This is a genomic window from Streptomyces sp. cmx-4-9, assembly GCF_046548835.1.
Lineage (GTDB): Bacteria > Actinomycetota > Actinomycetes > Streptomycetales > Streptomycetaceae > Streptomyces.
This window is the reverse complement of sequence record NZ_JAEBEE010000005.1, coordinates 26,967-46,898: the sequence shown is the minus strand read 5'-3', so window position 1 is coordinate 46,898 and position 19,932 is coordinate 26,967. Positions and strand designations below refer to the sequence as shown.

19 protein-coding genes are annotated in these 19,932 nt (G+C 71.2%); 9 read left to right on the top strand and 10 right to left on the bottom strand.

Annotated features, from left to right (window positions below):
- Positions 1-4: 4 nt before the first annotated feature.
- Entirely contained in the window at positions 5-688 is a 684-nt protein-coding gene (locus ACLJTM_RS16605) for an ABC transporter ATP-binding protein (RefSeq protein ID WP_411104369.1), read from the bottom strand.
- Positions 685-1,779 (bottom strand): ABC transporter permease, encoded by a 1,095-nt coding sequence (locus ACLJTM_RS16600; RefSeq protein ID WP_411104368.1) that lies wholly within the window; start codon positions 1,777-1,779, stop codon positions 685-687. Before ACLJTM_RS16600 ends, ACLJTM_RS16605 begins: the two co-directional genes overlap by 4 nt.
- A 134-nt stretch (positions 1,780-1,913) precedes the next feature.
- Here ACLJTM_RS16600 and ACLJTM_RS16595 point away from each other — a divergent pair, with 134 nt between their 5' ends.
- The gene (locus tag ACLJTM_RS16595) at positions 1,914-3,143 is read left to right on the top strand and encodes a sensor histidine kinase (RefSeq protein ID WP_411104367.1); all 1,230 of its coding nucleotides are present in this window, start codon (positions 1,914-1,916) and stop codon (positions 3,141-3,143) included.
- Entirely contained in the window at positions 3,140-3,769 is a 630-nt protein-coding gene (locus ACLJTM_RS16590; RefSeq protein WP_411104366.1) for a response regulator, read from the top strand. The genes ACLJTM_RS16595 and ACLJTM_RS16590 overlap by 4 nt, the downstream gene beginning before the upstream one ends.
- A 51-nt stretch (positions 3,770-3,820) precedes the next feature.
- Here ACLJTM_RS16590 and ACLJTM_RS16585 read toward each other — a convergent pair whose 3' ends face one another.
- Complete coding sequence (locus ACLJTM_RS16585; protein ID WP_411104365.1) at positions 3,821-5,305, bottom strand: PLP-dependent aminotransferase family protein; 1,485 nt, start codon at positions 5,303-5,305, stop codon at positions 3,821-3,823.
- A gap of 89 nt (positions 5,306-5,394) precedes the next feature.
- Here ACLJTM_RS16585 and ACLJTM_RS16580 point away from each other — a divergent pair, with 89 nt between their 5' ends.
- From ACLJTM_RS16580 to ACLJTM_RS16565, 4 genes are all read left to right on the top strand, one after another.
- Complete coding sequence (locus ACLJTM_RS16580; RefSeq protein ID WP_411104364.1) at positions 5,395-5,580, top strand: hypothetical protein; 186 nt, start codon at positions 5,395-5,397, stop codon at positions 5,578-5,580.
- Positions 5,553-6,158 (top strand): NTP transferase domain-containing protein, encoded by a 606-nt coding sequence (locus ACLJTM_RS16575; RefSeq protein ID WP_411104363.1) that lies wholly within the window; start codon positions 5,553-5,555, stop codon positions 6,156-6,158. Before ACLJTM_RS16580 ends, ACLJTM_RS16575 begins: the two co-directional genes overlap by 28 nt.
- Positions 6,159-6,409: 251 nt before the next feature.
- A complete protein-coding gene (gene aceB, locus ACLJTM_RS16570; protein WP_411104362.1) occupies positions 6,410-8,029 on the top strand; it encodes a malate synthase A in 1,620 nt (539 codons plus the stop codon).
- Between the two features lie 724 nt (positions 8,030-8,753).
- Complete coding sequence (locus ACLJTM_RS16565) at positions 8,754-9,101, top strand: VOC family protein (RefSeq protein ID WP_411104361.1); 348 nt, start codon at positions 8,754-8,756, stop codon at positions 9,099-9,101.
- A 210-nt stretch (positions 9,102-9,311) separates the two neighbouring features.
- On the opposite strand, the gene ACLJTM_RS16560 is transcribed toward ACLJTM_RS16565, so the two are convergent.
- From ACLJTM_RS16560 to ACLJTM_RS16530, 7 genes are all read right to left on the bottom strand, one after another.
- Positions 9,312-10,691, bottom strand: coding sequence for a nucleobase:cation symporter-2 family protein (locus ACLJTM_RS16560; RefSeq protein ID WP_411104360.1), 1,380 nt, complete (start codon positions 10,689-10,691; stop codon positions 9,312-9,314).
- Between the two features lie 474 nt (positions 10,692-11,165).
- Positions 11,166-12,569, bottom strand: a complete 1,404-nt coding sequence (locus ACLJTM_RS16555; RefSeq protein WP_411104359.1) for an 8-oxoguanine deaminase — start codon at positions 12,567-12,569, stop codon at positions 11,166-11,168.
- Positions 12,570-12,759: 190 nt separating this feature from the next.
- Positions 12,760-13,683 (bottom strand): factor-independent urate hydroxylase, encoded by a 924-nt coding sequence (gene pucL / locus ACLJTM_RS16550; protein ID WP_411104358.1) that lies wholly within the window; start codon positions 13,681-13,683, stop codon positions 12,760-12,762.
- 1 nt (position 13,684) lies between these two features.
- Positions 13,685-14,089, bottom strand: coding sequence for a hydroxyisourate hydrolase (gene uraH / locus ACLJTM_RS16545; RefSeq protein WP_411104357.1), 405 nt, complete (start codon positions 14,087-14,089; stop codon positions 13,685-13,687).
- A gap of 7 nt (positions 14,090-14,096) precedes the next feature.
- Positions 14,097-14,630, bottom strand: a complete 534-nt coding sequence (uraD, locus tag ACLJTM_RS16540) for a 2-oxo-4-hydroxy-4-carboxy-5-ureidoimidazoline decarboxylase (protein WP_411104356.1) — start codon at positions 14,628-14,630, stop codon at positions 14,097-14,099.
- Between the two features lie 154 nt (positions 14,631-14,784).
- Entirely contained in the window at positions 14,785-15,168 is a 384-nt protein-coding gene (locus ACLJTM_RS16535) for a helix-turn-helix domain-containing protein (RefSeq protein WP_411104355.1), read from the bottom strand.
- Entirely contained in the window at positions 15,165-15,416 is a 252-nt protein-coding gene (locus ACLJTM_RS16530) for a hypothetical protein (protein ID WP_411104354.1), read from the bottom strand. The genes ACLJTM_RS16535 and ACLJTM_RS16530 overlap by 4 nt, the downstream gene beginning before the upstream one ends.
- 126 nt (positions 15,417-15,542) lie before the next feature.
- Here ACLJTM_RS16530 and ACLJTM_RS16525 point away from each other — a divergent pair, with 126 nt between their 5' ends.
- The 3 genes from ACLJTM_RS16525 (at position 15,543) to ACLJTM_RS16515 (ending at position 19,029) form a co-directional block, all read left to right on the top strand.
- Positions 15,543-16,376 (top strand): TIM barrel protein, encoded by an 834-nt coding sequence (locus ACLJTM_RS16525; protein WP_411104353.1) that lies wholly within the window; start codon positions 15,543-15,545, stop codon positions 16,374-16,376.
- A gap of 75 nt (positions 16,377-16,451) precedes the next feature.
- Positions 16,452-17,342 carry a 2-hydroxy-3-oxopropionate reductase gene (locus ACLJTM_RS16520; RefSeq protein WP_411104352.1) on the top strand — a complete coding sequence of 297 codons (891 nt, stop codon included), beginning with the start codon at positions 16,452-16,454 and terminating at the stop codon, positions 17,340-17,342.
- A gap of 229 nt (positions 17,343-17,571) precedes the next feature.
- A complete protein-coding gene (locus ACLJTM_RS16515; RefSeq protein ID WP_411104766.1) occupies positions 17,572-19,029 on the top strand; it encodes a catalase in 1,458 nt (485 codons plus the stop codon).
- Positions 19,030-19,932 lie beyond the last annotated feature (903 nt).

The window sequence follows — 19,932 nt, the reverse complement described above, 5'->3', positions numbered from 1 at the left end:
CCGGTCAGACCGGGAGCCGGGTCTCGGTCAGGCGGCCGTCGGTCATGGTCGCCGTGCGGTCCATCCGGTCGAGGTGGGCGTGGTCGTGGGTGACCAGCACCGTGGCCGTGGCGCGTTCGCGGGTGAGGGTGACCAGCAGGTCCAGCACGGCCGCCCCGCGCTCGTGGTCGAGCGCGCTCGTCGGTTCGTCGACCAGCAGCACGGCGGGTTCGTTCATCAGGGCCCGGGCGATGTTGATCCGCTGTCGCTGGCCGCCGGAGAGCTGGTGCGGGCGCCGGTCCGCCTGGCCGGCCAGCCCCACCGCGTCCAGCAGTTCCAGGGCGCGGCGGCGCAGCTGCCGGGGGGACCGGCCGCAGAGGTGCGCCATGACCTGGAGTTGTTCGGCCGCGGTGAGCGAGGCCGGCAGGTTCGGCTGCTGGAAGACGATGCCGATCCGCTCGCGGCGCAGGGCCGACTTCTGCGCCGGGCTCAGCCGGGCGGTGTCCTGCCCCGCGACCACGACGCGGCCGGAGTCGGGGGCGACCAGGGTGGCGGCGACGGCGAGCAGGCTGGACTTGCCGGATCCGGAGGGCCCGATCACGGCCGTGAGGGTGCCCGCGGGGACCTCCAGGCTGACCCCGTCGAGGGCGGTGAGGCGCCCTGCGCCGTCCGGGTAGGTGAGGGTGGCTTCGTGGACGAGGAGGGTCATCGGGCGCTCCCGAGGGCGGTCAGCGGGTCGACGGCGGTGATCCGCCGGATGGACAGGGCCGCACCCAGCGCGCCGAGCACCGTCATGACGGCGGCGGGGAGCAGCACGGTGGCGGCGTCGAGCTGGAAGGGCACGTCCCCTCCGCTGATCAGCGCCCCCGCCCCGAGGGCGAGCGCCGTCCCCAGGCCGGTGCCCGCGAGGAGCATGACCACGGCCTGCCCGAGGGCGTCCTTCAGGAGGTACGGGGTGGAGGCACCCAGTGCCTTCAGCACGGCGACGTCCCCGCTGCGCTGGATCGTCCACACGGTGAAGAAGGCGCCGGTCACCAGGGCGGAGATGACGAAGAGGAATCCGCGCATCAGCTGGAGCGAGCCGTTCTCGGCCTGGTAGGAGCCGATGGCGCCCAAGGCCTCGTCCACGGTCACGGCCTTCGTGCCGGCGGCCGCGTCCCCGGCGGCCAGGTCCATGCCGTCGCCGGAGAGGGCGATGACGGTCGCGACGCTCTGCGGCGCGGCGCCGGGGCTGCCGATGCGCTGCCAGTCGAGGAGGTCCGCCCAGACGACCGGGGTGTGGCTGTGGGCGGCCGTGCCAAAGACGCCCGCCACCTCCAGTTCGAGCGGGCCGATCCGCATCGTGGCGCCCGCGGTGAGGCCGCCGAGCTGTTCGGCGGCCTTCTCGGTGAGGACCACCGTGCCCGGGGCCGGACGGATGTCCCGCGGACCGGGGCTGCCGGGTCCCGCGCCGGACTCCACGCCGAAGACGGAGACGGCGGCGGTCCGCTCGCCTGAGACGGCGTTGGCGGTGCGGATGCCCACCGGCTCGGCCGTCCGCACCCCGGGCCGGGCCCGCCAGGCCGCCCAGGCGCTCTCGGGGACCTGGGAATCGGTGAAGGACACCTGCCGGCCGCCGCCGGGCGCGGCGAACGCCAGGTGCGAGGCGGGCAGGCCGGTGACGGCCGAGGTGTTCTCCCGGGCCAGGCCGGACGTGAGCCCGGACAGCAGGCCGACCAGCAGCGTGATCAACAGGACGACGGAGCCCATGAGGGCGAACCGGCCCTTGGCGAACCGTAGATCTCTCCATGCGACGAACATGGTCCCCACCCTGGTGCTCCGCACGGGCACCCGGCATCGCACCGAGGGAGGCGTCCTGGTATCGAAGGGTGCATCCGGACATCGAACTTTCGGTTGACCGCGGCCCGTCCGCGGCGACATACCCTGGTCGGGCCATGGCTGCCCTTCCCGCACCCCCCTCCGCTCTCCCCGCCGACGCCCCCGCCCGCCTCCCCGGCCGGGCCCTCACCCCGGTCTCCGCGGTGCTGCGCCTGTGCCTGCACGGGCTGTTCCTCGGGCTGCTGGCACTGGCCGCCGTACGGGCCGTGACCGGCGGCGCGCCGGGCGCCGGGTGGGTGGCCGCGGTGTGCACGGTGCTGGCCGCCGTCTACGCCGCCGGGGTACGGGCCCCCGCGGTGCACAGCTCACCGCGGGCCGGAGCGCTGTGGCTGGCCGCCCTGGGCGCGGTCTGGGCGGCGCTGCTGGCGCTCTCCCCCGACGGCTTGTGGGTCGCCTTCCCGCTGTACTTCCTGGAGCTGCACCTGCTGCGGCTGCGCTGGGGCGTCGCCGCCGTCGCGGTGACCGCCTGTGCGGCGATCGGCGGCTTCCTCGCGCACAGCAGCACGCCGACGCCGGGCGCGTTCCTGGGGCCGCTGCTGGGCGGGGCGGTGGCGGTGGCGACCGTCCTGGGCTACCAGGCCCTGTACCGGGAGAGCGAACGCCGCCGCGAACTGATCGAGGAGCTGATCGCGACCCGGGCCGAGCTGGCCGCCGCCGAGCGGGGCGCGGGCATCCTCGCCGAACGGGAGCGGCTGGCCCGGGAGATCCACGACACCCTGGCCCAGGGCCTGTCGTCCATCCAGCTGCTGCTCCGGGCGGCCGAACGGGCGCTGCCCGCCGGGACCCCGGCCGTCGAGCACATCGCCCGGGCCCGGCAGGCCGCGCAGGACAACCTCGCCGAGGCCCGCCGGTTCGTCCGCGCCCTGACGCCGCCGGACCTGGAGCACGGTTCGCTGGCGGCGGCCCTGGAGCGGCTGTGCGCCGGGGTGCCGGGGCCGCGGGTGCGGTTCTCGCCCAGCGGCACGCCCCGGGCGCTGCCCACCCCGTACGAGGTGGCGCTGCTGCGGATCGCCCAGTCGGCGCTGGCCAATGTGGTGCGGCACGCCCGGGCCGGGCGCGCCGAGATCACCCTGACCTTCATGGACTCCTCGGTCACCCTGGACATCGTGGACGACGGCACGGGCTTCGACCCGTCCCGCGCCCCTGCGGGCGGGGGCGGTTTCGGGCTGCCCGCGATGCGTTCGCGCGCCGAGACCCTGGGCGGCCTGTTCACCGTGGAGTCCGCCCCGGGCCAGGGCACCGCCGTGGCCGTCACCCTGCCGTTGGCCGCGGAGGTCCTGCGATGACGATCCGGCTGCTGCTGGCCGACGACCATCCGGTGGTCCGGGCCGGGCTGCGCGCGGTCCTCGACACCGAACCGGACTTCGCGGTGGTCGCGGAGGCCGCGACGGCCGAGCGGGCCGTGGAGCTGGCGGTCGCCGCGCCGGTGGACGTGGTCCTGATGGACCTGCAGTTCGGCCCGGGGATGCACGGCTCGGCGGCGACGGCGCTGATCACGGCCCGGCCGGACGCGCCGCGGGTCCTGGTGCTGACCACCTACGACACCGACGCGGACATCCTGGCGGCGGTGGAGGCGGGCGCGTCGGGCTATCTGCTGAAGGACGCCCCGCCGGAGGAGCTGGCGGCCGCGGTGCGCACCGCGGCGGCGGGCCAGTCGGCGCTGGCGCCGGCGGTGGCGCTGCGCCTGATGGACCGGATGCGGACGCCGGCGGAGGCGCTGACCAAGCGGGAGCTGGAGGTGCTGCAGCTGGTCGCGGACGGACTGTCGAACCAGCAGGTCTCCAAGCAGCTCTTCCTCAGCCAGGCCACGGTCAAATCGCACCTGGTGCACATCTACTCCAAGCTGGGCGTCGACTCGCGCACCGCGGCGGTGGCGGCGGCGGGCAGCCGGCGCCTGATCCGCACGCGCTGAGGCCGCCCGCGCAGCGGATCGGGCGGGCCGGTGCGGTCCGGGTGAGACGGCTCAGGCGACCCAGTGCGGCGTCTCCAGTGCGGGTGCCAGCGGCACCCCGTCGTGGAAGGCTCCCGCGAGGCGCCGCACGCCCTCGTCCAGGAGCGCGGCCGGCAGGGTGTACGGGATCCGCAGGCGGTGTTCGAAGGTGCCCGGGTGCACCCCGAAGCGGGCGCCGCGGCCTATGTGGACGCCCGCGGCCGCGGCCCGCTCGGCCAGGGCCGAGCTGACCGGTTCGCCCAGGTCGACCCAGAGCGAGAGGCCGCCCGGCGGGAGTTGCCAGGACCACCGCGGGGCGTGCCGCCGCAGCGACTGCACCAGCGCTTCGCGCCGCATCCGCAGTTGGGTCAGGCGTGCGGGCAGCGACCCCTCCAGGCCCTCGATCAGCGGGAGCGCGACGAGCTGGTCCAGGACCGAGCCGCTCATGTCGGCCGCGACCCGTACCGCCGTCAGCTCGGTGACCAGCTTTTCGGCGGCCCGGACCCAGCCGACCCGCAGCCCTCCCCAGTGGGTCTTGCTCAGCGAACCGATCGTGAGGACGTGGTCGGCCGCGCCGCGCGCGGCCAGCGAGGCCAGTGGCGGCGGCGCGGGAACGTCCAGGGCGAGGTCGGCGACGGTCTCGTCGACGACCAGCCAGGTCCCGGTGCGCCGCGTCGCGGCCAGCAGGCGCAGCCGCTCCTCGGGCGGCATGAGCGCGCCCGTCGGGTTGTGGAAGTCGGGGATGGTGTAGACGAGCCTGGGCACGGTCTGCCGCAGCGTGGACTCGGCGACCTCCATGTCCCAGCCCGCGTCGGACACGGCGATGGACCCGGTGCGCAGCCGTGCGTGGCGCAGCGCGTCGAGGGCGTTGGCGTAGGTGGGGCTCTCGGTGACCACCCGGTCCCCCGGCCCGCAGAGCAGCGCCACGACGAGGGCGAGGGCCTGCTGGGCGCCGGAGGTGACCAGGATCTGTTCGGGCCGGGTGGGCAGGCCGCGGCGGGTGAAGCGGTCGGCGACGGCCGTGCGCAGGTCGGGGAGGCCGAAGGGGTGGTAGCCGGGGGTGCGGGCGGCCTCGGGCAGCCGGGGCGCGGCCCAGGCGAGGGCCTCGGCGAGGCTTCCCTCGGGGGCTCCCATGGCCGCGATGGCGAGGTCGATCGCGGGGCCGCCGTCGGCGCTGCGGCCCGCCGCGAGGAGCGTGTGGGCGCCGACGGGGCCGTGGCCTTCGGGGAGTTCGGTCCAGGTGCCGGAGCCGCGCCGGCTGCGGAGGTAGCCGCTCTCGCGCAGCAGGTCGTAGGCGCCGGTCACGGTGGCCCGGCTGGCGCCGAGGGCCTCGGCCAGCTCCCGTTCGGCGGGCAGCCCTACGTGCAGCGCGACCCGGCCGTCGAGGAGCAGGGTGCGGACGGCGTCGGCGAGGGCCCGGTAGCCGGGGCGGGCGCGTACTCCGGCGGGCAGCAGGGCGGCGAGCTGCCGGCTGCCGATGGTGCTGTCCACGCTTCGGGCCACTCGTGTGTTCGCCATGCCAACCTCCCCTGATTGGCCCTGCCGTCCGGGCCGATCGGGGTCCAGACTCGCTGTATTGGCCTTCGATTGGCAAGGGAGCTCCGCTGATGCTGACCGACCGTGACGAACGACTCCTGCTGGCCGCCGCCGAGAAGCGGGTCTGCGCGCCGCTGCGGGTCGGGGCGGCGCTGACCCGACTGCGGCGGGCCCTGGCCCACCGGGGCCGTTCGTCCGCGCGGCGGCGGGAGGAGCGAGAATCGGTGGCATGTCCTCCCGAACCAGCCCTCCGGTGATCGCCGGCCTGCTCCTGGCCGCCGGCGGCGGCCGCCGGCTCGGCGGCCGCCCCAAGGCCCTCCTGCCCTACCGCGGCCGCCCGCTCGTCGAGAACGCCGTGTGCGTGCTGCGCGAGGCGGGCTGCGGGCCCGTCCACGTGGTCCTCGGCGCGTCCGCGGCGGAGGTCCGGGAGCGGGCGGACCTGAGCGGGTGTGCGGTGGTGGACAACCCGGACTGGGAGCAGGGCATGGGCTCGTCGCTGCGGGTCGGACTCGCCTCGCTGACCGGTACGGACGCCCACGCCGCCCTGGTGTCGCTGGTGGACCAGCCCGGCATCGGCCCGGCGGCCGCGGCCCGGGTCAGGGAGGCGTACCGCTCCCCGGCGAGCCTGGCGGCGGCCGCGTACGGCGGGGAGCGCGGCCATCCCGTGCTGTTCGGCGCCGACCGGTGGGCGGACATCGCGGCGACGGCGACCGGGGACAAGGGCGCGCGGGTGCACCTGTCCCGCCACGCAGGGGAGCTCGTCCTGGTGGAGTGCGGGGACATCGCGGAGGACTTCGACATCGACACCCCCGCCGACCTGGCGCGACTGGCTTGAACGGGCGGTGACGGGAATGGCACTGAGGGCCACGGGTAAGCGGAATCTGTCGACTCAGAGAATCTCGACATCAACAAACCATTGAACTTCCACCATGAGGAAATTACTATCCACTGGTCAGAAGCGCCCTGAACCAAGAACGGCGCCCGCGACCGTACTGCGGAACTCTCCACACCCGACGACACTGCGTGCCGTCTCGCGCGAGCATTCCCCCGCGGCCGCCAGGCACCGCCGCTGAAGGAGTGACAGTTATGTCCGCACCAGCGCCGTCTCCGCTGGCCATCGTCGACGCCGAGCCCCTGCCCCGGCAGGAGGAGGTCCTCACCGAAGCGGCCCTCGCCTTCGTGGCCGAACTCCACCGGCGGTTCGCCCCGCGCCGGGCGGAGCTCCTCGCCCGCCGCAGTGAGCGCCGCGCCGAGATCGCCCGGACCTCCACCCTCGACTTCCTCCCGGACACCGCACAGGTCCGCGAGGGGGACTGGAAGGTGGCGCCGGCCCCGGCCGCGCTGAACGACCGCCGTGTGGAGATCACCGGTCCGACGGACCGCAAGATGACCATCAACGCCCTCAACTCGGGCGCCAAGGTCTGGCTCGCGGACTTCGAGGACGCCTCCGCTCCCACCTGGGAGAACGTCGTCCTCGGCCAGCTCAACCTGATCGACGCCTACGAGCGCCGGATCGACTTCACCGACTCCCGCACCGGCAAGGCCTACGCCCTGCGGCCCGCCGACGAACTGGCCACCGTCGTCATGCGCCCCCGCGGCTGGCACCTGGAGGAGCGCCACCTGCGGATCGACGGCGGCCCGGCCTCCGGCTCGCTGGTCGACTTCGGCCTGTACTTCTTCCACAACGCCCAGCGCCTGATCGACCTCGGCAAGGGCCCGTACTTCTACCTGCCGAAGACGGAGTCGCACCTGGAGGCGCGCCTCTGGAACGACATCTTCGTCTTCGCCCAGGACTACGTCGGGATCCCCCAGGGCACCGTGCGCGCGACCGTCCTGATCGAGACGATCACGGCCGCGTACGAGATGGAGGAGATCCTCTTCGAGCTCAAGGACCACGCGGCGGGCCTGAACGCCGGCCGCTGGGACTACCTCTTCTCCATCGTGAAGAACTTCCGTGACGGCGGCGAGAAGTTCGTCCTCCCGGACCGCAACGCCGTGACGATGACCGCCCCGTTCATGCGGGCGTACACCGAACTGCTGGTCCGCACCTGCCACAAGCGCGGCGCGCACGCCATCGGCGGCATGGCGGCCTTCATCCCCTCCCGCAAGGACGCCGAAGTCAACAAGGTGGCCTTCGAGAAGGTCAAGGCGGACAAGGACCGCGAGGCGGGCGACGGCTTCGACGGCTCCTGGGTCGCCCACCCCGACCTGGTCCCGATCGCCATGGCCTCCTTCGACGCGGTGCTCGGCGAAAAGCCGAACCAGAAGGACCGGCTGCGCGAGGACGTCTCGGTGGCGCCGGGCGAGCTCATCGCCATCGACTCCCTCGACGCCAAGCCGACCTACGAGGGCCTGCGCAATGCGGTCCAGGTGGGCATCCGCTACATCGAGGCGTGGCTGCGCGGCCTGGGCGCCGTCGGCATCTTCGGCCTGATGGAGGACGCGGCCACGGCTGAGATCTCCCGCTCGCAGATCTGGCAGTGGATCAACGCCGGCGTCGTCTTCGAGAACGGCGAGACGGCCACGGCCGAGCTGACCCGGAAGATCGCGGCCGAGGAGCTGGCCGCCCTGCGCGCCGAGTTGGGCGAGGAGGCCTTCGCCGCGGGCAAGTGGCAGCAGGCCCACGACCTCCTCCTCCAGGTCTCCCTGGACGCGGACTACGCCGACTTCCTCACCCTCCCGGCCTACGACCAGCTCGTCGGCTGACACACCCCCGACCTTCGGCTGAATCGCACAGCGGCCGAAAGCCCCGCCCCTCCGCCCCCGTTGCCCCCGGCACCGGGGGCGGAGGCCTTCCCGCAACCGCCGGGGCCCGTGCGGGGGGCGCAGACACCAAGCCGCCGGGCGGGAGCCACGATCCGAGCGGCAGGGGGCACCGAACGGTGGGCGTCTGATGCACGGCCCACCGAACGGTGGGCGTCTGATGCACAGCCCACCGAACGGTGGGCGTCTGATGCACAGCCCACCGGACGATGGCCGGCTCGTGCACAGCCCACCGGACGACGGCTGGCTCGTGCACAGCCACAGACGGCGTGCAGACGCCAAACAGCCGGGCGGGGCCACGATCTGATGCGCCCGGGCTTCGCCCGTCCCTCGCCGGCCGCCGCGAAGGGCCATGGCCCCCCGGTGAGCGTCCTTTTGGGGGGTTCCCGACAGTCCTTGTCTTTCCGGGGCGGGACGGCCGGTCAAGGGTGGCCGCAGGCCATCGCGTAGCGACGCGACGAAGGAGCGCCCTTGACGGGCCGTCCCGCCCCGGAAGGACCCTGGGACTGACGGGAAACCCCCACCCCACCCCGACACCGCCCAGGCGGCACACAGCCCCCGCAGCCCCGGTCCTGTAGCGGTCCACCCCGTCGGCGCGCGGACCGCCGGGGCGGCGTAGTAGACCTGGGCGGTACGGAAGCCGTTCCACCACGCCCGGGAGTCGCCGATGTCCGTTCGCCGTGTCGTACCCACCATCCAGTCGGAGACCTTGGACGAGAGCCGGGAGTTCTACGGGCTACTGGGCTTCGAGGAGGTGATGAACCACGGCTGGATCATGACGCTGGCCTCCCCCACCCACCCGACGGCCCAGGTCAGCCTGATGACCCGGGACAAGACGGCGCCCGTCGTGCCCGACCTGAGCGTGGAAGTGGACGATGTGGACGCGGCCTGGGCGGCTGTGCAGGCCAGCGGTGCGGAGGTCGTGCACCCCCTCCAGGACGAGGAGTGGGGCGTACGCCGGTTCTTCGTCCGCGACCCCGCCGGCCGCGTGGTCAACGTCCTCAGCCACCGGTAAGCGTCGGGCCCCGCCCGGGCCCGGGCGGTCGGTACACCGGCGGCGGCGCACGCGGCGGCACACAGGCGGCGTACAAACACGGCGGTGCGCACGCCACACCCGCAGTGGGTGGCGTGCGCACCGCCGCACATACCGCACGTACCGCACGTACCCGCACCGCACGTACACCGCCCGCACGGACCGTCCGTACCCGACCCCCGGGCCGGGGTTTCAGTGCACCGGCACCGGTTCCGGGCCGGCCGCGGCCGCGCCCTTCTTGGCGCCGAGGTGGTTGAAGGCCAGGTTCAGCAGGATGGCCACGACGCAGCCGGTGCTGATGCCGGAGTCGAGGACGACCAGCAGGTCCTTCGGGAAGGCGTGGTAGAAGTCCGGGGCGGCGATCGGGATCAGGCCTATGCCCACCGAGGCGGCGACGATCAGGGCGTTCTCGCCCTTCTCCATGGCCGCGCCGGCCAGGGTCTGGATGCCGCTGGCGGCGACGGAGCCGAAGAGCACGATCCCGGCGCCGCCGAGGACCGGCAGCGGCACCACGCCGATGACGGAGGCGGCCATCGGACAGAGCCCGAGAAGGATCAGGATGCCGCCGCCCGCCGCGACCACGAAGCGGCTGCGCACCTTGGTCATGGCGACCAGGCCGATGTTCTGCGCGAAGGCGCTGCACATGAATCCGTTGAACAGCGGGCTGAGCGCGCTGCCGAGGGTGTCGGCGCGCAGTCCCCCCTCGATGGTCTTCGCGTCCGCGGGACGGCCGACGATCTTGCCGAGCGCCAGGATGTCGGCGGTGGACTCGGTCATGCAGACGAGCATGACGATGCACATCGAGATGATCGCTGCGACCTGGAACTGGGGGGCCCCGAAGTGGAAGGGGGTCGGGAAGCCCACCAGGGACGCGTTCCTGACGGCGTCGAAGCTGGTCATGCCGAGCGGGAGCGCGATGAGAGTGCCCGCGACCAGGCCGAGCAGGATGGCGATCTGCTGGAGGAAGCCGCGCAGGAACTTGCGCATCAGCAGGACGATGACCAGGGTGGCGGCCGCCATGCCGATGTTCTTCATGGAGCCGTAGTCGGTGGCGGTGCTGTTCCCGCCCTGCGACCAGTTGAACGCCACGGGCAGGAGGGAGACGCCGATCAGGGTGATGACCGTACCCGTGACGACCGGTGGGAAGAAGCGGACGAGCTTGCCGAAGTAGGGGGCGGCGAAGAAGCCGAGGATCCCGGCGACGATGATCGCGCCGAAGATGACGGGGATGGCGTTGTCCCCCTCCCCCTTCCCGATGGCGATCATCGGGGTCACGCCGGCGAAGGAAACGCCGTTGACGAAGGGGAGTTTGGCGCCGATCTTCCAGAAGCCGAGCGTCTGGAGGAGGGTGGCGAGGCCCGCCGTGAAGAGTGAGGCGCCCATCAGGAAGGCGGTCTCGGTGGCGGAGAGACCGACGGCGGGTCCGACGATCATGGGCGGGGCTACGACACCCGCGTACATGGCGGCCACGTGCTGGAGGCCGCTGGTGAACATCTTCAGTGGAGGCAGGGTCTCGTCGACCGGGTGCTTCTCCTGCGGTACTGCGACTGCATCTTTGCGAAACCTGGGCATTGCGGCCACGGCTTCCTCCGGTCGGTTAGACACGTCGGCAGGGACGTGGGTGTCATGGAGGTGGTGCGAAAGCTGTGCGAGTCGAGCCTGTGTTCAGTTGTGGGTGGGTGGGACGGCGCTGGAGGTACGTCACCGTGCCCCAGGAGTGCGGAATCGATTCGCCCAAAACCGTTCCGCGGTCTGGTCGTACGGTGGGGAGCCGGCGGGAGCCGACGCGAAGGTAGGCGCGAAAGCAGGTGAGCCGACCCTCTAAAACCAGTGAGCCGACCCGAAAACCAGTGCCGACCCGAAACCGGCGGCCGACCCGAAAGCCAACCCGCCGAAAGCCGACCCCACCACAGGTGGCACGTTCCACCGCCCCCGGGGGCGCCCTCGGATTGCCTCGGGCGCTCCCCGGGAACGGCTGCCGGCGGACCCCGCTCGGGTCCGCGGCGACCGGCCGGGGGCCGTCCCCCCCGGCCGGACTCCATGGGATCAGCCCTGGGCGGTGATCCGCGCCAGGCGCTGGGCCTCTTCCCGGGTGGACACGGCGATGGCGTCCTCGTCGGCGAAGAGGAGTCGGTTGTTTTCCACGATCTGCTTGCCGTTGACGAACGAGGCCGTCACGGGGGCCGCGGCGCCGAAGACCAGCGCGGTGACCGGGTCGGCGATCGAGGAGTGCAGGAAGGTGCTCAGGTTCCACAGCACGAAGTCGGCGCACTTGCCGGCTTCGAGCGAGCCGATGCTGTCGGCGCGGCCGAGGACCTGGGCGCCGCCGTAGGTGCCCAGGCGCAGGGCCTGGCGCGCGTTCAGGGCGCGCTCGCGGTGGACCGGGTTCAGTCGGTTGATCAGCAGCGCGTTGCGCAACTCGGTGTGCAGCTCACCGGACTCGTTGGAGGCCGTGCCGTCCACGCCGAGGCCGACCGGTACGCCGGCGGCGAGCATGTCCGGTACCCGGGCGATGCCGGCGGCCAGCCGGGCGTTGGAGGACGGGCAGTGCGCGACACCGGTCTTGGTGCGGGCGAACGCGGCGATGTCGGAGTCGTTCATGTGGACGCTGTGCGCCATCCACACGTCCTCGCCGAGCCAGCCGGTCGACTCGAAGTAGTCGGTCGGCCCCATGCCGAACAGTTCCTTGCAGAACTGCTCCTCCTCGACGGTCTCGGAGCCGTGCGTGTGCATGCGCACGCCCAGTCGGCGGGCCAGCTCGGCGCCCTGCTTCAGCAGCTCGGTGGAGACGGAGAAGGGGGAGCACGGGGCGACGGCGACCTGGGTCATCGCGTCGAAGGAGGAGTCGTGGTAGCGCTTGACGGTCGCCTCGGTGTCCGCGAGCGCGCCTTCGAGGGTCTCGACCGCGTGGTCCGGCGGCAGGCCGCCGTCCTTCTCGCTGCGGTCCATGGAGCCGCGGGCGAGGGTGAAGCGGACGCCCATCTCGGAGGCGGCGCGGATGATCGAGCCGGAGAGGTCGCCGGAGCCCTTGGGGTACACGTAGTGGTGGTCCATCGCGGTGGTCACACCACCGCGGGCCATCGCTGCCAGGGAGCCCTGGGCGGCCGTGTACGCCATCTGCTCGTCGATGCGCGCCCACGTGGGGTACAGGGCGACGAGCCAGTTGAAGAGGTTGTGGTCGGTGGCCAGACCGCGCGTGATCCACTGGTAGAAGTGGTGGTGGGTGTTGACCAGGCCGGGGGTGACGAGGTGACCCGTGCCGTCGATGCGGCGGACCACGTTGTCGAGCTTCTCGGGGGCCCTGCCCGCACCGATCGACTCGATCTTGTTGCCGGCGACGACCACGTAGCCCGAGGCGTACTCGGTGTCGTTCGCGTCGACGGTCGCGATCGCACAGTTCTCGATGACGATGCGCTCGACCGCGCTGTCAAGGGCTGCCGATGCTGCCATGGGACTTCCTCGTGCTTTCAGTGGCGGTGCGGGCACGGCAAGGCCCAGGAGATTTGAGTGCCGGAGCCGGGGGCCTTGACAGCTGACAGTACTGCCGCCCCGTGTGGTGCGTCCGGGTGCCGATTCACGAAGTTCAAGGGTGTCGCGCCGTCCCGGGGCCACTGCGGAGCCCCGGGACGCGCGTGCCGCATCAGAGGTTGGTCATGTCCACGGGGATACGGGCGTCTACGCCGTCCCGCAGGACCGTGGCCTCGATCAGACCGTAGGGGCGGTCCGCGGCGAAGTACACCTCGTTGTCGTTCTTGAGGCCGAAGGGCTCAAGGTCCACGAGGAAGTGGTGCTTGTTCGGGAGCGAGAAGCGGACCTCGTCGATCTCCGAACGGTGGTTGATGATGCGCGAGCCCATCTGGTACAGGGTCTGCTGCAGCGAGAGGGAGTAGGTCTCGGCGAAGGCCTGCAGCATGTGCTTGCGGACCTCGGCGTAGGACTTCTCCCAGTTGGGCATCCGCTGCTCGTCGTCGGACCAGTTGAAGCGCCAGCGAGCCGACACCTGGGTGGCCAGGATGCGGTCGTAGGCCTCCTTCAGCGTCGTGTACTTGTCCTTCACGTAACCCCAGAACTCGGAGTTCGTGGAGTTCATGACGACGAGGTCCTTGAGGCCGGAGATGACCTCCCAGTTCGTGCCGTCGTACGTGATCTGGGTGACGCGGGTCTCCATGCCCTCGCGGACGAAGGAGTGGTTCACCTCGTCGGAGCCGATGAACTTGGAGTTGGCGTCCGAGGTGGCGATCCGGGACCAGGCGTACTCCTCGATCCGGATGCGCGCCTTCTGGATCGGCTCCTGGCTGCCCACGAACCAGCGCGCCAGGTGGATGCCGAACTGCTCGGCGGACTCGATGCCGTGCTCCTTGGCGAAGGCGTACACCGTGTTCTTGGTGGTGTCCGTCGGCAGGACGTTGGCGTTCGAGCCGGAGTAGTGGACGTCGTCCATGTCGCCGGAGAGGGCGACCGAGACGTTCAGGTCCTTGATGTGGTGGGTGTCGCCGTCCCGCGTGATCTTGACGACGCGGTTCTCTGCCTTGCCGTACTGGTTCTGGCCCAGAATCGTGGCCATGCTAGCTCCCTCGGTAAACGGAGTAGCCGAACGGGTTGAGCAGCAGCGGTACGTGGTAGTGCTCGCCGGGAGTGACCGCGAACGTGATCGTCACTTCCGGGAAAAACGCACCGCTGTCCCTTACGCGGGGGGCGTCCTGCTGCGCCTCGGCTTGCTTCTTGGAACGGTGCTTACTAAAGAAGTACGTCTCGGTCTCGAAGTCGAGACGCACGTGGGTGGTGCCCTCCGGCAGGGCCGGCAGGTCCTTGCAGCGCCCGTCCGCGTCGGTGGCGGAGCCGCCCAGGGGCGCCCACTGCCCGTCCAGGCCCGTGCGGGCCGAGAGGGAGATGGCGACGCCCTCCGCGGGCTTGCCGATGCTGGTGTCCAGGATGTGCGTGGACACCGACGCGGTGGTCTCGGTGCTCATCTCGGTCTCACTCTCCTTCAACGAGTTCAACGAGTTCAACGGGTTCGACGAGGCGGGTCAGTCGGATCTTGTTGATCTTGACGAGCTCGCCGCGGGCGATTTCCCGCTCCTGCTCCGGCGAGTTGTCGATCCGGACCTTGACCGCGTCCCGCATGAACTCACCGGTCGCACCGGTGGCGCAGATGAGGAAGACGTGGCCGAACTTCTCCTGGTACGCCAGGTTCAGTTCGAGGAGTTCGCTCTTGAGCTCCTCCGAGGCGCCGGCCATGCCGCGCTGCTCGCGGGCGGAGGTCGGGTCTCCCGGCTTCGGCCGGCCGATCGGCGCGTGGCCTGCCATGGCCTCGCCCAGGTCCTCCGCGGTGAGCTCCGCCATGGCGGACTCGTTCGCGGCGAACAGGGACTCGACGGTGGCGTAGGGGCGCTGGGCGAGCAGCTTGCTCCCCCATGCCGAGCTGGCGCACACCTCGTGCAGGTCGGCCGCGGCCGCGCTGTCGTCCAAGGCGTTGAACCGGGTGAGACCCGGGGTCGGACTCGAAGTCACGGTAGGCCTCCGTGGCCTGTTGTTGCTTTGACGGGCTGCGCATAGCTAACGCCCTCGACAACACCGCGTCAACACTTTGTTGAAACTTCCCGTACACAAAAGCCGCCGCCCGGATGAATTGGGCGGCGGCTCGTTACGGTGGGTGAAAGAGCGTTTACTCTTGGCTGCTCTTGTTCGGGTTTTCCCTGTTCAAGTAGTTGTAGACGGTGAAGCGGCTTACGCCCAGGGCGCCCGCGACCGTTTCCACGCCGTGCCGGACGGAGAAGGCGCCGCGCGCCTCCAGTATCCGCACGACGTCCTGCTTCGACTTCCGGTCGAGCTGGGCCAACGGTACGCCGTGCCGGCGCTCCAGCGCGGCGAGGATGTGGTCCAGCGAGTCGGAGAGCTGGGGCAGGCGCACGGCGATCACCTCCTGGCCCTCCCAGCTGAGCACGACGTCGTCGGGCTGCGCGAGGGAGGGGTCCATGAGCTCCCCGCCCATGGCGTCCACCAACGGCTTGACCGCGGTGACGAACGGGTGGTCGCGGGGCTCGGTCACGGCGTCTCCTCCGCGATCACGTTGACCTGGAGCGAGACCCGGGTCGCCCCGGCCTCCAGGGAGTCGCGCAGCAGCGCGGCCACGGCGGACAGCACGGGGTCGGACTCGCCTTCGGCGGTGTTGCCGAACGGGCCGACGTCCACCGCGTCCAGCCGGGCCTTCTGGATGACCTCCCGAGCGGCCACGGCATGGGCAGGGGCCTCTTCGAGATCGAAGGGCTCGGTCGTGAACTCCACTCTCAATCGCACGCGGGCCAAGCTACCCCGCGGTCAGGATTTTTCGGGAGTCCGCACTTGACATCCGCGCGCAGGCCCATGCAGTCTTCCATCAAGCAGAAACTAACTTCCGCAATACGGAAGGAGCGCACACCCCTCATGGGATACACGGACCAGCGCTTCGATGTAAACCTTTCGATCCTCTTCACGGAACTCCCGCTCCTGGAGCGTCCCGCGGCTGCCGCCGCGGCCGGCTTCACGGCGGTCGAGCTGTGGTGGCCCTGGATCGAGACCCCCACCCCCGCCCAGGCCGAGCTCGACGCCCTCAAGAAGGCTCTCGAGGACGCCGGCACCCAGCTGGTGGGCCTGAACTTCTACGCCGGCCGGTTGCCGGGTCCGGACCGCGGTGCGGTCTCGGTCCCCGGTGAGGAGTCGGAGCGCTTCAACGCCAACATCAACGTGGCCGCGGACTTCGCGGCCTCGGTGGGCTGCAAGGCGCTGAACGCCCTCTACGGCAACCGCGTCGACGGCGTCGACCCGGCCGTCCAGGACGAACTCGCGCTGGAGAACCTGGTCGTGGCGGCCCGCGCCGCCGACCGCGTCGGCGCGATCCTCCTGATCGAGACCCTCAACAAGCCCGAGTCGCCGCTCTACCCGCTGGTGAGCGCCCCGGCCGGCATCGAGGTGGTGGACAAGGTGAACGAGGCCACCGGCCTCGGCAACGCCAAGTTCCTCCTCGACCTGTACCACCTGGCGATGAACGATGAGGACCTCTCCGAGGTCATCGAAAAGTACGCCGCCAAGACCGGACACGTCCAGATCGCGGACAAGCCCGGCCGCGGTGCCCCCGGCACCGGTGAGCTGCCCCTCGAGGCGCTGCTCGACCAGCTGAAGAAGGCCGGATACGAAGGCTGGGTAGGCCTGGAGTACAAGGCGGCCGACGCCGCCGCGTCCTTCGCATGGCTGCCGGCCGAGGCCCGCGCCGCCCGTTAGGCGGACCAAGTCCAGGCGATCCGCCAGGCACGTCGCCAACTTTTCGTACAAAGCATTAAGAGAAGGACCCTCATCATGAGCAACCTCCCCAAGATTGCCTGGATCGGCCTCGGAATCATGGGCTCCCCCATGGCCGAGAACCTCCTGAAGGCCGGCTACCAGGTCACCGGTTTCACCCTGGAGCAGGACAAGCTGGAGCGCCTCGCCGCCGCCGGCGGCACTGCGGCCGGCTCGATCGCCGAGGCCGTCAAGGACGCCGACGTCGTCATCACCATGGTGCCCGCCTCCCCGCAGGTCGAGGCCATCTCCTACGGTGAGAACGGCATCCTGGAGAACGCGAAGTCCGGCGCCCTGGTCATCGACATGTCGTCGATCACCCCGCAGACCTCGATCGACCTCGCGAAGAACGCCGCCGAGAAGGGCATCCGCGTCATCGACGCCCCGGTGTCCGGCGGCGAGGCCGGCGCCATCGAGGCCGTCCTGTCGATCATGGTGGGTGGCGAGCAGGCCGACTTCGACGAGGCCCTCCCGGTCCTTGAGGCCCTCGGCAAGACCATCGTGCTCTGCGGCCCGCACGGCTCCGGCCAGACGGTGAAGGCCGCCAACCAGCTCATCGTCGCGGTCAACATCCAGGCGTGCGCCGAGGCCGTCGTCTTCCTGGAGAAGTCGGGCGTGAACCTCCAGGCCGCCCTGGACGTCCTCAACGGCGGTCTGGCCGGCTCCACGGTCCTGACCCGCAAGAAGGACAACTTCCTGAACCGCGACTTCAAGCCCGGCTTCCGGATCGACCTGCACCACAAGGACATGGGCATCGTCACCGACGCCGCCCGCAACGTCGGTGCGGCCCTCCCGGTCGGCGCGGTCGTCGCCCAGCTGGTGGCCTCGCTGCGCGCCCAGGGTGACGGCGGCCTGGACCACTCCGCGCTGCTGCGCGCGGTCGAGCGCCTCTCCGGCGACCAGGTCTGACCCCCCTCCCGGGCCCCCTCGGCCCGGGCCTCCCCGCAAGGGGACCTGAGTTTCCGGATGGCGCCGGTGCTGACACCTGTCCTGTCGCGCCCAAGTACCGGCGCCGTCCGGATCACCTCTCTCCCATCTTTGTTCAACAAACTGTTGACGTCGCGTTCACGCCGAAATTAGGCTGTTCCGCATGACGGAAGACGTCTTCCGTCAGCAGTTATCCGTACGGAAGGTCACCATGTCGAAGCGCACGCTGACGACCGAGTCCGGCGCCCCGGTCGCCGACAATCAGAACTCCGCCACCGCCGGCGTCGGTGGCCCGCTCCTGGTCCAGGACCAGCAGCTCCTCGAAAAGCTTGCCCGCTTCAACCGCGAGCGCATCCCGGAGCGCGTGGTGCACGCCCGCGGTTCGGCCGCCTACGGCTACTTCGAGGTGACCGACGACGTCACCGCGTACACCAGCGCCGCGTTCCTGAACACGGTCGGCAAGAAGACCGAGACCTTCCTGCGGTTCTCCACCGTCGCCGACTCCCTCGGCGGCGCGGACGCGGTCCGCGACCCCCGCGGCTTCGCGCTGAAGTTCTACACCGAAGAGGGCAACTACGACCTCGTCGGCAACAACACCCCGGTGTTCTTCATCAAGGACCCGATCAAGTTCCCCGACTTCATCCACTCCCAGAAGCGCGACCCCTTCACGGGCAAGCAGGAGCCGGACAACGTCTGGGACTTCTGGGCGCACGCCCCCGAGGCCACGCACCAGATCACCTGGCTGATGGGCGACCGCGGCATCCCGGCGTCGTACCGCCACATGAACGGCTACGGCTCCCACACGTACCAGTGGACCAACGCCCAGGGCGAGGCCTTCTTCGTCAAGTACCACTTCAAGACGAACCAGGGCATCCGCTGCCTGTCCTCCGAGCAGGCCGCCGAGGTCGTCGGCAGCGACGGCAACTCGCACCAGACGGACCTGCTCCAGGCCATCGAGCGCGGCGTGAACCCGAGCTGGACCCTCTACGTCCAGATCATGCCCGCCGCCGAGGCCGCGGACTACCGCTTCAACCCCTTCGACCTCACCAAGGTGTGGCCGCACGCGGACTACCCGCTGCAGCGCGTGGGCCGCCTGGTCCTCGACCGCAACCCGGACAACGTCTTCGCCGAGGTCGAGCAGTCCGCCTTCTCCCCGAACAACTTCGTCCCGGGCATCACCGCCTCGCCGGACAAGATGCTCCAGGGCCGCCTCTTCGCGTACGCCGACGCCCAGCGCTACCGCCTCGGTGTGAACCACACCCTGCTGCCGGTCAACGCCCCGAAGGCGACGAAGGCCGAGAACTACGGCCGCGACGGCGTCATGGCGCTGCGCAACGGCTCGCGCCACGACAAGAACTACGAGCCCAACTCGTACCAGGGTCCGGTCGAGACCGGTCTCGCGCTCGGCGCCCCGAAGGCCGTCTCCGGCTACACGGGCACCCACGAGGCCCCGGCCCACACCAAGGACGACGACTTCTTCCAGGCCGGTGAGCTCTTCCGGCTGATGTCGGAGGCCGAGAAGCAGCGTCTGGTGGCGAACATCGCCGGCGGCCTGTCGCAGGTCACCCTGGAGGACGTCATCGAGAAGAACCTGGCTCACTTCCACGCCGCGGACGCCGACTACGGCAAGCGCGTCGAGGAGGCCGTCCGCGCCCTGCGCGACGCCTGAGCCGACAGCTGTACCGGGGGCCTGACGGGAGGTCGGGCCCCGGGTGCTGAGCCCGAACCGCGGACCCGGATGAGGGGTGGTACGCGGTGAGGGCAGGACGAGGACCGTGGCGGGCGTGCGAGCCAGTGCGGTGGTCATGGGTTCCGAGGCCCGTCTCTTGACCTGAGGGAGACGACGCCGGAGTTCTCGTCGCCGACCGCCACGGTCCCAGCCACTCCTTTCTTCCGTACAGGGGGCCACGCACAGAGCCCCCTGTACGGAGTTGAGGAGCCTCCTACTCCGCCCGGCGGTGCGAACGTCCTGTCGCGCCAGCCTCGCCCCGTCGGGCGGTCACCAACCAGAGCGCCGAGTCACGGACGGTCCCGTGACTCGGCGCTTTGCCGTTTCCGGCCCCGGAACGTGCCCCGCCGATCGGCCTGCCGGCCCGGTACGGGGGGCGGATGCGGACGTAGGCCCCCGCGCAGGGGCCGCCGGCGGCGGGGACAGTGCGCCGGCGTCGGCGGAGTCCCACAGGAGCGCCGTCACCGCGGAGGCGTCGGTAGTCGTCGGGGAGCGACCCGCCCTGCTCGGACCGGCCTAGGCGGACGGCGAAGCCGTACCGGCGGCCTCGGACCGGCCTCGGCAGGTGGAGAGGCCGTACCGGCGGCGGAGAGCTGCTGAAGCCCGGCCCGTGGGCGGCGAAACGGCTCGACCCGCCGCCCCTCGGCCCGCCGGCCCTCGACGCGCAGGGCCTCGATGCGCAGGGCCTCGACCCGCCGCCGCTCGACCCGCAGGGCCTCGATGCGCAGGGCCTCGACCCGCCGCCGCTCGACCCGCAGGGACTCGACGCGCAGGGCCAGCCAGCGGCCCCCGTCCCGCCTCCCGTCCCTTCCCGCGGCTTCTCCGTCCCGGCCAGGACCGCGT